Origin of the sequence: Streptomyces sp. SID486 (genome assembly GCF_009865385.1) — a bacterium.
In the GTDB taxonomy this organism is placed as follows: Bacteria; Actinomycetota; Actinomycetes; order Streptomycetales; family Streptomycetaceae; genus Streptomyces.
Genome location: NZ_WWJT01000251.1, coordinates 1 through 11,539 on the forward strand (window position 1 = coordinate 1; position 11,539 = coordinate 11,539).

The 11,539-nt window shown below is 74.2% G+C and carries 11 protein-coding genes; 6 read left to right on the plus strand and 5 right to left on the minus strand.

Annotated elements, in window-relative coordinates; genetic code table 11:
- The coding region (locus GT045_RS12445) for a histidine kinase (RefSeq protein ID WP_161334197.1) at nucleotides 1-1,005 on the minus strand (1,005 nt) is incomplete at its 3' end.
- A 306-nt stretch (nucleotides 1,006-1,311) separates the two neighbouring features.
- Between GT045_RS12445 and GT045_RS12450 the strand changes: the two genes are divergently transcribed.
- The 3 genes from GT045_RS12450 to GT045_RS12460 all read left to right on the plus strand — a co-directional run bounded on the left by GT045_RS12450 (nucleotide 1,312) and on the right by GT045_RS12460 (nucleotide 4,400).
- Nucleotides 1,312-2,169: a MaoC/PaaZ C-terminal domain-containing protein gene (locus tag GT045_RS12450; RefSeq protein WP_161295368.1), complete on the plus strand. Its 858-nt coding sequence runs from the start codon at nucleotides 1,312-1,314 to the stop codon at nucleotides 2,167-2,169.
- 205 nt (nucleotides 2,170-2,374) lie between these two features.
- Nucleotides 2,375-3,451 (plus strand): Zn-dependent alcohol dehydrogenase, encoded by a 1,077-nt coding sequence (locus tag GT045_RS12455; protein WP_161295366.1) that lies wholly within the window; start codon nucleotides 2,375-2,377, stop codon nucleotides 3,449-3,451.
- 10 nt (nucleotides 3,452-3,461) lie between these two features.
- On the plus strand, nucleotides 3,462-4,400 hold the full coding sequence (locus GT045_RS12460) for a 3-oxoacyl-ACP reductase (protein ID WP_161295364.1): 939 nt from the start codon (nucleotides 3,462-3,464) through the stop codon (nucleotides 4,398-4,400).
- Between the two features lie 72 nt (nucleotides 4,401-4,472).
- Here GT045_RS12460 and GT045_RS38875 read toward each other — a convergent pair whose 3' ends face one another.
- Together GT045_RS38875 and GT045_RS12465 are read right to left on the minus strand one after the other, a co-directional pair.
- Nucleotides 4,473-4,631 carry a hypothetical protein gene (locus GT045_RS38875; RefSeq protein ID WP_202516167.1) on the minus strand — a complete coding sequence of 53 codons (159 nt, stop codon included), beginning with the start codon at nucleotides 4,629-4,631 and terminating at the stop codon, nucleotides 4,473-4,475.
- Nucleotides 4,632-4,727: 96 nt separating this feature from the next.
- Nucleotides 4,728-6,335 (minus strand): hypothetical protein, encoded by a 1,608-nt coding sequence (locus GT045_RS12465; protein ID WP_345942628.1) that lies wholly within the window; start codon nucleotides 6,333-6,335, stop codon nucleotides 4,728-4,730.
- A gap of 322 nt (nucleotides 6,336-6,657) precedes the next feature.
- On the opposite strand from GT045_RS12465, the gene GT045_RS12470 reads away from it, so the two are divergent.
- The 3 genes from GT045_RS12470 to GT045_RS12480 are packed head-to-tail and all read left to right on the plus strand — an operon-like array spanning nucleotide 6,658 to nucleotide 9,844.
- Nucleotides 6,658-7,497 carry a Nif3-like dinuclear metal center hexameric protein gene (locus GT045_RS12470; RefSeq protein ID WP_161334199.1) on the plus strand — a complete coding sequence of 280 codons (840 nt, stop codon included), beginning with the start codon at nucleotides 6,658-6,660 and terminating at the stop codon, nucleotides 7,495-7,497.
- Nucleotides 7,498-7,510: 13 nt separating this feature from the next.
- Nucleotides 7,511-8,254 carry a C4-type zinc ribbon domain-containing protein gene (locus GT045_RS40685; RefSeq protein ID WP_161334203.1) on the plus strand — a complete coding sequence of 248 codons (744 nt, stop codon included), beginning with the start codon at nucleotides 7,511-7,513 and terminating at the stop codon, nucleotides 8,252-8,254.
- A 12-nt stretch (nucleotides 8,255-8,266) separates the two neighbouring features.
- Entirely contained in the window at nucleotides 8,267-9,844 is a 1,578-nt protein-coding gene (locus GT045_RS12480; RefSeq protein WP_161334200.1) for a bifunctional RNase H/acid phosphatase, read from the plus strand.
- On the opposite strand, the gene eda is transcribed toward GT045_RS12480, so the two are convergent.
- A complete protein-coding gene (eda, locus tag GT045_RS12485) occupies nucleotides 9,816-10,478 on the minus strand; it encodes a bifunctional 4-hydroxy-2-oxoglutarate aldolase/2-dehydro-3-deoxy-phosphogluconate aldolase (RefSeq protein WP_161334201.1) in 663 nt (220 codons plus the stop codon). The two genes, GT045_RS12480 and eda, sit on opposite strands and share 29 nt — an antisense overlap.
- A 152-nt stretch (nucleotides 10,479-10,630) precedes the next feature.
- Nucleotides 10,631-11,413: a peroxide stress protein YaaA gene (gene yaaA / locus GT045_RS12490; protein ID WP_161334202.1), complete on the minus strand. Its 783-nt coding sequence runs from the start codon at nucleotides 11,411-11,413 to the stop codon at nucleotides 10,631-10,633.
- Nucleotides 11,414-11,539: the final 126 nt, after the last annotated feature.

Sequence of the window (11,539 nt, forward strand, 5' to 3'; positions counted from 1 at the left end):
GCTGTGCCGGACCACGTTGGTGACCGCCTCGCGCACCACCCAGCCGAGCAGCGCCTCGGTCTGCGGGTCCAGGGGCGTCCCGGACTGGCTGAACACCGGTTCCACGCTCGCCGCGGACAGCGCCGACCGGGCCCGGGTCAGTTCGGTCGCCAGGCTGCCCTCGCGGTAGCCGGTCACCGCCTCGCGGATCTCGGTCAGCGCCTGCCGGCCCACCGACTCGATGTCGGTGATCTGTGCCAGTGCCGCGTCCATGTCGCGCGGGGCCAGCCGCCGGGCCGCCTCCGACTTCACCACGATCACCGACAGGGTGTGCCCGAGCAGGTCGTGCAGATCACGGGAGAACCGCAGCCGCTCCTTCTCCACCGCGCGCCGGGCCAGTTCCTCACGGGCGGCGCGCAGTTCCCGCACGGCCTCGGACAGGCCGAGGATCGCGGCGGTCACCATGCTGGAGAGGAAGGTGGCGTAACCGATGCCGGACGCGTCGCCCCAGCCGCCACGGACGTAGGAGACGGCGGCCGCGTACACCGAGAGCAGCAGCCCCGTGCGCCCCAGCCACGGGCCGCGCAGGGCGGCACCCACCGCGAGTCCCAGCAGCGGGAAGAACGTCAGCCAGTCACCGCCGTAGCCGAGGGCGAGGCCCGTGGTCAGCAGGCCCATCAGCACCAGCGCCACCCGCGTGGACACCGACCTGCGCTTGGCCCGGTCGAAGGAGCGGAAAGTGACGTAGATGTAGAGCGAGTTGAAGGTGAACAGGCCCAGACCGCCGATCCACGGGTTCGGGGTCCGGCCCTGGAGCAGATTGGAGAAGGACCCCAGGCCCATCAGCAGCCACGGCAGCAGGGCGAAGCCGGTCGGGGGCGGGCCGGGATGCTCGGCGTCGGAGCACTCGCGCTTCTTCCCGGCGGCCCGTTGCGCGGCCTTGAAGCGCTCGTGCTCGGCTTTCCACTCCCGTCGCGCCGCCTGCCAGGTCCGCACCTGGCGCCGCAGTCCGTCTCGCCGTGTCATGTCTGTGTTCTCCCCCGGTCAGCGTGTCCCCGCCCGCGGCGGTACGACCGCAGCGTACGAACCGAACGTTACGGAGCCCGGCCCCGGCTCGGGCAGATGCGCATGTACGGATCCGGGCGGGACAAATGTCACGGGTGCCGTCCCTGGCTGACGCGGCGTCAGGAGGCTTCACATGTGCGGAGGGCTGGGCTATACAGAGGGCGCCGGACTGGAACGCGTTCTAGATCGGCCCGCAGCGACCCCGGTGCGGCCGACGGTGCGGACGTCCGCGCCGGGGTCTTTCGCCGTCACTGTCTCAGGAGCCCCATGCCCATCGACGCAGCGAAGGCCCTCGCGGCCGAACCCCGGACCGGCGAGATCACCTGGGACCACAAGGACGTGCTGCTCTACCACCTCGGCATCGGCGCCGGCCGGCCCGCCACCGATCCCGGCGAGCTGCGCTACACGCTGGAGTCCCGGCTGCACGTCCTGCCGAGCTTCGTGACCGTCGCGGGCAACGGCTCGCCCGGCGTGATCAGCGGGCTGTCCATGCCGGGGATCGAGGTCGACCTGGCGCGCGTCCTGCACGGCGGACAGTCCCTCGACCTCCACCGCCCCGTCCCGGTGGCGGGCACCGCCACCGCCCGCCACCGGATCGCCGCCGTGTACGACAAGGGCAAGGCCGCCGTCCTGGTCCTGCGCACCGAGGTCGCGGACGCCGACGGCCCCCTGTGGACGAACGACGCCCAGATCTTCGTACGAGGCGAGGGCGGCTGGGGCGGCGACCGCGGTCCCTCGACCCGGCTCGCCCCGCCCACCGGTGACCCCGACCGGACCGTGGAGCGTCCGGTCCGCGAGGACCAGGCCCTGCTCTACCGGCTCTCCGGCGACTGGAACCCGCTGCACGCCGACCCCGGCTTCGCCGAGCGCGCCGGTTTCGAACGGCCCATCCTGCACGGCCTGTGCACCTACGGCATCACGCTCAAGGCGGTCGTGGACACGCTGCTCGGCGGCGACGTGACCCGGGTGCGCGGCTACAGCACCCGGTTCGCCGGGGTGGTGTTCCCGGGTGAGACCCTGCGCGTCCGCATGTGGCGCGAGGAGGGGCGGGTGCGGGTCACGGTGGGCGCCGTGGAACGGGACGACGCCCCGGTGCTCGCGGACACCGTCGTCCAGCACTCCTGACAGCAGGCCGGTCCGCACACCGGCAGGCGTCCCGGTCAGCAGGCCGGTCCGCACACCGGCAGGTGCCCCGGTCAGCAGGCCGGTCCGCACACCGGCAGGCATCCCGGTCAGCACGCCGGTCCGTACGCCCGCAAGCACTCCGGTCCGCACGTCGGCAAGCACTCCGGTCAGCATGCCGGACGAAGCCTCCGAGGGGAGCCGCACCATGCGCGCAGCCGTACTGCACGAGACAGGTCAGGAAAAGCTGGAGGTCGTCGACGACATCGAGGCGGTGGGCTTCGGCCCCGGCAAGGTCAGGGTCCGGGTGCGCGCCACCGGTCTGTGCCATTCGGACCTGTCCGCGATGAGCGGGGTGCTGCCCCAGCCGGCCCCTTTCGTGCCCGGCCACGAGGGCGCCGGCGAGGTGCTGGAGGTGGGGGACGGCGTACGGCACCTGAAGCCCGGTGACCGGGTCGTCCTGTGCTGGCTGCCGGCCTGCGGGGCGTGCCCGGCCTGCAAGCGCGGGCAGACCCAGCTGTGCCTGGCCGGGTTCCTGAACGCGGGCACCCCCAACTTCCGGCGTTCCGGCGGGGACGTCTTCGGCTTCGCGGGCACCGGCACCTTCGCCGAGGAGGTCGTGGTCGACGCCGGCTGTGCCGTGCCGCTCCCCGAGGACGTTCCGTTCGACATCGCCGCGCTGATCGGCTGCGGGGTGACCACCGGTCTCGGTGCCGTCCTCAACACCGCCGACCTGCGGGCCGGTTCGTCGGTCGCCGTGATCGGCTGCGGGGGCGTCGGCATCTCGGCCGTCCAAGGGGCCCGGCTGAAGGGCGCCGCCGAGATCGTCGCCGTGGACCCCGTCGCCTCCCGGCGCGAATCCGCCCTCCGCTTCGGCGCCACCAAGGCCGTCCCGCCGCAGGAACTGGCCGACGCCAGGCAGCAGGTGACCGGGGGCGAGGGCTTCGACTACGTCTTCGAGGTCGTCGGCAGGTCCGCCACCGCCCGCACCGCCTACGAGAACACCCGGCGCGGCGGCACCCTCGTCGTCGTCGGGGCCGGCGCCATGGACGACTACCTCCAGCTCAACATGTTCGAGCTGTTCTTCGACGAGAAGCGGATCCTGCCGTCCATGTACGGCGGTGGCGACGTACGGCGCTCCTACGAGCGCACGATCGCCCTGTGGCGGGCCGGCCGGGTCGACCTGGCCGGCCTGATCACCCACCGCGTGCCGCTCGCGGAGATCGACGAAGCACTGGACCAGATGCGCACCGGGACCGCCCTGCGCACCTGCATCGAGATCTGAGGACGCGCCCATGTCACTGCCACTGGAGGGGCTCAGCGCGATCGTCACCGGTGCCGGACGCGGCCTCGGCCGGGCCGAGGCCCTGGAACTCGCCCGGCTCGGCGCGGCCGTCGTCGTCAACGACCACGGGCAGCCCGGCCGGGACGGGTCGGGCGCGGCCTCGGCGGGACCCGCCGGGCAGGTCGCGGAGGAGATCCGCGCCGCCGGCGGCAAGGCCCTCGCGCACAGCGGGGACGTCGCCGACTTCGCCCAGGCCGGTGAACTGGTCGGCCTGGCCGTCGCCGAGTTCGGCAAGCTGGACATCCTCGTCAACAACGCCGGCATCCTGCGTGACCGCATGGTCTTCTCCATGACGGAGGACGAGTGGGACTCGGTGATCCGCGTCCATCTCAAGGGACACTTCAACACCACCCGGTTCGCCGCCGCGCACTGGCGGGAGCGGTCGAAGGCGGCCGGGGCGGCGGTGTACGGGCGGATCGTGAACACCTCCTCGGAGGCGTTCGTGGCCGGGTCCGCCGGGCAGCCCAACTACGCGGCGGCCAAGGGCGGGATCGTCGGCCTGACCACCTCCACCGCCCTCGCCCTCGCCAAGTACGGCGTCACGGCCAACGTCATCTGCCCGCGCGCCCGGACCCGGATGACCGAGGACGTCTTCGCGGGCTTCGGACGGACCGGCGAGGGACTGGACCCGCTCGCCCCCGAGCACGTCGCCCCGCTCGTCGGCTACCTCGCCTCGCCGGCCGCCGCCCGGGTCAACGGCCAACTGCTCGTCGTGCACGGCGGCATGGTCGCGGTCGTCGAACGCCCGCGCGTGCAGGCGAAGTTCGACAGCAAGCAGGACACCTTCACGTACGACGAACTCGACGCGCTGCTCACCCCGCACTACGCGGACCGGCCGCCGGGGGAGACCTTCGCGGCGGCGGAGGTGCTGGGACTCAAACGGGGGTGAGCGGGACAGGCGGGGACGCGTAGGAGAAAGAAAGGGGGCACCCGGCGGGTGCCCCCTGCTTCCGCACTGCCGTCAGGCAGCCGCCTCGGCCTTCTCCTGGGCCGGCTTGCGGTGCCGGCCGTGCGGAGCCGACTCGCTCTCCTGGGCCGCGATCGGGCCCCGGTGCCGACCGTGGCCGGCGGTCTTGTAAGAGTCGGCAGACAGCTGTTCAGTGGTGCTGGTGTCGCTCATCGGACGTTTTCACCCCGTCAACATGATCATTCGTACAGCCGGGCGAGTTTAACCGGCGCACCACGGGCCGAATCCAGGCGCACACGCCAACCGGCACTAGTTCGTTACAAGACGTCCCAGGGGCGCCTGTTGCAACGGCACGGGACGGGGTGCCACCGGCGCCGGAGGCTCCGATTCCGTCGTCGCCGGGCCCGGCTCCGCGGCCTGGGGCACCGGTTCCGAGGCCGGGCGAACGGAGGCCGGAGGGGCGGAAGTTGCAGAGGTGGAGTTCGGGGGGACGGAGGCCGGAGGGGCGGATGCTGGGGGGACGGCGGTCGGAGGGGCGGAGGCCGGGGGGACGAAGGCGGCGGGGACGTGTTCCGTCGACGGGCCGCCCTGCCCGCCCGTCCCGGGGTGCGGCACCGCGAGAACCGCCACACCGCACGGCGTCGTCCGCGTCGCGTACGGCAGCCGCAGTACCCCGTCCTGCGTCCACAGCCCGGCGCCCGCCAGCCACCCCTCGGGCGCCGGCAGGTGCCGGACCCGCCGCTCGGCCGGCCGCCAGGTGCCCACCCAGGTGCCCCGCGCCCCGTCCACGCGCAGCGCCACCGCACAGTGCTCCGGCGTCAGCACCTGCCCCGGCTGGATCGCGAACGGCGTCACCGTGCACTCCGGCACGCGCAGACACTCCGGGAACCGCACCGGCAGGGTGCTGCCGAGCACTCCCCAGCCCAGCCGCGGCCGCCCGGGGGAGGGGGCGTCCGAGGAGATCAGCAGCAGCCCGCTGTCGGGGTCGGCGAGCAGCAGCCGGTCGTCGCTGCCGTCCGTGATCAGCAGCAGCGGAGAGACCTCGCCGGCACGCTCCAGGTCCACCACGACCGTTTTCGTGCGCCCGTGCAGCTCCCGGTCGAGCGCGAGGAGCCGTCCGCCGCGGTCCAGCCAGACCCCGCCCGAACAGCGCCCGGGCACCTCGGCCAGCCGCTCCGGGCCGAACGCCCCGCCCGCCACCAGCCACACCACGCTGGAGCGCGGTCCGACGGCGAGGGCGTACGCCCTGCTGCCCCCCGGCGCGGGCGGCAGCAGGGCGAGCCGGGTGCCGGACTCGGCGCACTCCACCGCGCCCAGCGGCAGTTCACCGGTGCCGGGGCCGGTCGGGTACAGCAGGGAGAAGGCGTGCCGCCCGGCCACCAGCCGGTGGATCAGCACCCGGCCGTCCCCCATCGGCTGCACCCCGGTGCCGGGCTCCTCCGGCTGGTCGCCCGGCAACGGCACGGCGTACGGCTCCGGGCCGTCCAGGGTCCAGCGCTCCGGGAACCAGGAGTCACCGTCCAGCGCGAGCCGGGCGGCGTACGCACCGTCCGCCGTGATGGCACACCCGCCCGCATCCGGCGGCGCGACGGCGGCCCCGCCGGGGTTCGCAGCCGTGACACCAGGCCGGCCCGGGTTCGTCGGCGTGACGCCAGGCCAGTCCGGGTTCGTCGGCGTGACACCAGGCCGGCCCGGGTTCGTCGGCGTGACGCCAGGCCAGTCCGGGTTCGTCGGCGTGACGCCAGGCCGGTCCGGGTTCGTCGCCGTGACGGCAGTCCGGCCCGGGATCGCAGCCGTGACGCCAGGCCCGCCCGCATCCGTCGGCGTGCCGGCGGCCCCGCCCGGGTTCGTCGGCGTGACGGCGGCCCCGGCGTCCGCAGCCACCGCCGTGCCGGCGGCCCCGGCGTCCGCAGCCACAGCCGTGCCGGCGGAGCCGCCGTCCGCGACCGCCGCCGTGCCGGCGTTGCACGCCTCGTCGGCCGCGGTCCCGGCACGCCCCGTCCCGCCGTCCTCCGCACCGGTCGAAGGGGGTTCGATCGCACAGGCCGTCATCGTTCGGTCACCTCCGGCGACGAAGCTAGTTTTCGTACGCGCGGGCGGGGGATCCACCGACGGCCGCTTCACACGTAAGGGTGGCGCAGAAGCGATTCACCTGAGGAAACCGGGGCGTCTGTGCTGAGCGGGGACAGAGCGGACGCATGCGGTACAGCCCCGTCGAACAGCCAGGTAGCCTTGCCCCGTGCCCCGTCTGTCTGAAGTCATCGCCGCGCTGGAGAACCTGTGGCCCGCCGAGCGGGCCGAGTCCTGGGACGCGGTCGGCACGGTCGTGGGCCACCCCGACCAGGAGGTCACCCGGGTCCTGTTCGCCGTCGACCCCGTGGCGGAGACCGTGGACGAGGCCGTCCGGCTCGGCGCCGACCTGCTGGTCACCCACCACCCGCTCTACCTGCGCGGCACGACCACGGTCGCGGCCACGCACTTCAAGGGCCGGGTCGTGCACACGCTGATCAAGAACGACATCGCCCTGCACGTCGCCCACACCAACGCCGACACCGCCGACCCGGGAGTCTCCGACGCCCTCGCCGGCGCGCTCGACCTCCGGGTCGTACGACCCCTCGTACCGGATCCCACGGACCCGCACGGACGCCGGGGCCTGGGCCGCGTCTGCGAACTCGACCACCCGGTCACCGTCCGCGAACTGGCCGCCCGCGCCGCCGAACGGCTGCCGGCCACCGCGCAGGGCATCCGGGTGGCCGGCGACCCCGAGGCCGTCGTCCGCACGGTCGCGGTCAGCGGCGGCTCCGGCGACAGCCTCTTCGACCAGGTCCGCGCGGCCGGCGTCGACGCCTTCCTCACCGCCGACCTGCGCCACCACCCCGCCTCGGAGGCGGTGGCCCACGGCCCCCTCGCGCTGCTCGACGCGGCGCACTGGGCCACCGAGTGGCCCTGGTGCGAGCTGGCCGCGAGCCAGCTCGACGAGATCTCCGACCGTCACGGCTGGGACCTGCGCGTCCACGTCTCCAAGACGGTCACCGACCCCTGGACCGCCCACGCGGCGTCCATCACCACCTCTAGCTAACGGGAGCCCCCAACTGAACGCCGCGCCCGCCGACCAGATCCGCCTCCTCGACGTCCAGGCCCTCGACGTCCGCCTGCAGCAGCTCGCGCACAAGCGGAGGTCCCTGCCCGAGCACGCCGAGATCGAGTCGCTGACCAAGGACCTCACGCAGCTGCGCGACCTGCTGGTGGCCGCGCAGACCGAGGAGAGCGACTGCGCCCGCGAGCAGACCAAGGCCGAGCAGGACGTCGACCAGGTGCGCCAGCGCGCCGCCCGCGACCAGAAGCGCCTGGACTCCGGCGCGGTCACCTCGCCGAAGGACCTGTCCAGCCTCCAGCACGAGATCGCCTCCCTCGCCAAGCGGCAGGGCGACCTGGAGGACGTGGTCCTGGAGGTCATGGAGCGCCGTGAGGCCGCGCAGGAGCGGGTGACCGAACTGACCGAGCGGGTCGCCTCGGTGCAGTCGAAGATCGACGACGCGACCGGGCGCCGGGACGCGGCCTTCGAGGAGATCGACGGCGAGGCCGCCTCGGTGACCAAGGAGCGCGAGCTCGTCGCCGCGTCCGTCCCCGCCGACCTGCTGAAGCTCTACGACAAGCTGCGCGGGCACCAGGGCGGCATCGGCGCGGCCAAGCTGTACGCGCGCAGCTGCCAGGGCTGCCGGCAGGAGCTGGCCATCACCGAGCTGAGCGAGATCCGCGCTGCGGCCCCGGACACGGTGGTCCGCTGCGAGAACTGCGGCCGCATCCTGGTGCGCACGGCGGAGTCGGGCCTGTAAGGAGTCTCAGGGGTGCGGGAGTTCATCGTCGAGGCGGACGGCGGGTCACGGGGCAACCCCGGACCCGCCGGTTACGGGGCCGTGGTCTGTGACGCGGCGACGGGGCAGACCCTGGCGGAGGCGGCGGAGTACATCGGTGTCGCCACGAACAACGTCGCCGAGTACCGCGGTCTCCTGGCCGGACTGCGTGCCGCGCACGCCCTCGACCCGTCCGCTGCGGTCCACGTCCGGATGGACTCCAAGCTCGTCGTCGAGCAGATGTCGGGCCGCTGGAAGATCAAGCATCCCGACATGAAGCCCCTGGCGGCCCAGGCCAGGACCGTCTTCCCGCCGGACCAGGTCACCTACGAGTGGATCCCCCGCGAGCGGAACAAGCACGCGGACCGCCTGGCCAACGAGGCGATGGACGCGGGGGCGAAGGGCGGGCAGTGGTCGCCGTCGGCGTCCCGGGCCGACCTGGACACCCCGTCCGCCGTACCGGAGCCCTCGGGCCCGCCCGGGGACGCGGCGGCGGGCGCGGCACGGGCGCGGGCGGCACTGGCGGGGCGCCCGGACTCCGCTGCCACCGACACACCGACTCCGGCACCGGCACCCACTCCGACACCGACGCCCACTGCGGCACCGACGCCGACTCCGGCACTGACACCGACGTCGGCTCCGGCTCCGGTCGCCGCCCCGGCCGAGGACGACGTCGAAGCCGAGGCGGTACGGCAGGCTGCGTCTACGTCTACGTCTACGTCTACGTCTACGCCTACGCCTACGCCTACGCCTACGTCTGCGTCTGCGTCTGCGTCTGCAACTAGGGCTACGTCCGCGCCCGCGACCGCGTCTGAGCCCGGGGCCGCCGCTGCCGCCGGGCCTGAGCCCAGGACCACCGCTGCCGCCGGGCTTGAGTCCGGGGCCGCCGCTGGGACCGGTGAGGCGCGTACCTCGGCGCCCGGCTGGAGCGCCGCCCCCGACCTCGGAGCCCCCGCCACCTTCGTGCTCCTGCGCCACGGCGAGACCCCGCTCACCCCGCAGAAGCGCTTCTCCGGCAGCGGCGGCACCGATCCCGCCCTCTCCGAGGCGGGCCGCGAGCAGGCCCGGCGGGTGGCCGAGGCCCTGGCCAGGCGCGGCACCATCCAGACCGTCCTGGCCTCCCCGCTCGCCCGTACCCGGGAGACCGCCGCGATCGTCGCCGCCCGCCTGGGCCTGGACGTCACGATCGAGGACGGCCTGCGTGAGACGGACTTCGGCGCCTGGGAGGGGCTGACCTTCGGCGAGGTCCGCGAGCGTCACCCGGACGACCTGAACGCCTGGCTCGCCGACCCGCGGGCGAGGCCCACCGGCGGGGGCGAGAGCTTCGCCGAGACGGCCACCCGGATCGCCGCCGCCCGGGACAGGCTGGTCCCGGCACACGCGGGCCGCACGGTCCTGCTGGTCACCCACGTCACGCCGATCAAGACCTTCGTACGGCTGGCCCTCGGCGCCCCGCCCGAGTCGCTGTTCCGGATGGAGCTCTCCGCGGCCTCCCTGACGGCGGTGGCGTACTACGCGGACGGCAACGCGAGCGTACGGCTGTTCAACGACACGTCCCATCTGCGTCCCTGAGCCCGGCCGCGGTCCGCGCGAGCCGCTCGATCCGGCCCCAGTCCCCGGCGGCCACCGCGTCCGCGGGCACCATCCAGCTGCCGCCGACGCAGCCGACGTTGGGCAGGGCCAGGTACTCCGGCGCGGTGTCCGGACCGATGCCGCCGGTCGGACAGAAACGGGCCTGCGGCAACGGCCCGGCCAGCGACTTCAGATACGGCGTGCCGCCCGCCGCCTGTGCCGGGAAGAACTTCATCTCCCGCACCTCGTGCTCCAGCAGGGCGACGACCTCCGAGGTGGTCGACACCCCCGGCAGGAACGGCAGACCGGACCCGCGCATCGCCTCCAGCAGCGTCCCGGTCCAGCCCGGACTGACCAGGAACCGCGCCCCGGCCGCCGCGCACGCGTCCACCTGCTCCGGCCTGATCACGGTGCCCGCCCCGACGACGGCACCCGGGACCTCGGCCGCGATCGCCCGGATCGCGTCCGGTGCGGCGGCGGTCCGCAGGGTCACCTCGATCGCGGGCAGCCCGCCCGCCACGAGCGCCCGCGCGAGCGGTACGGCGTCGGCGGCGTCGGCGAGCACCACCACGGGGACCACGGGGGCGAGGTCCAGTACAGAGGCGGCGGAGGGGGAGGGCACCGGCGAGGTCATGCCCTCATCGTGCCCAGTGGCTGCAAGGTACGCAATGAGCGTTGCGCATGATGCAATGCGGTGGGGTCGGCCGATGCAATGCGGTGGGGTCGGCCGATGCAATGCACTGGGGTCGGCGAACGCCGGTGGGCCAGGGCCGCGGAGAGCCGGGCTCAGTGGATCTCGTCCACCAGGACATCCAGCGACCAGGGCCGGCCCGCCCTGCCCGGCGCCTCCGCCTCCACGACGTACCCCAGTGCCCGCAGCGCCTCCACCAGCTCGGCGGGATCCTGCGGGGCGGCCCCGGCGGTCAGGAGGCTGCGGACGATCCGGCCCTTCGTCGCCTTGTTGAAGTGGCTGACGACCTTCCGTGTGGGCGCGTGCAGCACCCGCACGGTCGCCGTCCGGCCCGCTACCTCGCCCTTGGGCCGCCAGGCCGCCGCGTAGGCGGAGGACCGCAGGTCCAGCACCAGGCCGTCCCCGGCCGCCGCGGGCAGCACCTCCGCCATCGTGGCCCGCCAGTGCCCGGCCAGCGCGCCGAGCCCCGGCAGCTTCACGCCCATCGAGCACCGGTAGGAGGGGATGCGGTCGGTGACGCGCACGGCGCCCCACAGACCCGAGAAGACCAGCAGCGAGCGTGCCGCGCGCTTCCGCGCCGCCGCGTCCAGCGTGGCCAGGCCGAGCGCGTCGTAGAGGACACCGGTGTAGATCTCCCCGGCGGGGCGGGCGCCCGCCGCACGCAGTCCGGCGTTCTTCGCGACCTCGCCCCGCAGCCCCTCGCTCAGCCCGAGTACCTCGCGGGCCTTCTCCTCGTCCCCGGAGCACAGCTCGACCAGCTCCCCGAGCACGGCCTCCCGCGCGGCGGTGAGCCCCGGCAGGGACAGCGACTCCAGCTCCAGCGGGGCGCCCTCGCCCGAGTTCGCCTTGCCTTCGGAGGGCGGCAGCAGGACCAGCAACACGTACTCCTTACGTAGACCTCCGCGCCAGGGTACGGCGTACCCCCCGCCCGCCCCGGCCCGCGAGCACCGGCGGCCGCGGGCCGCCCGGTGGCCGCGGGCCACCCGGTCCGGTCCGGCACCGGC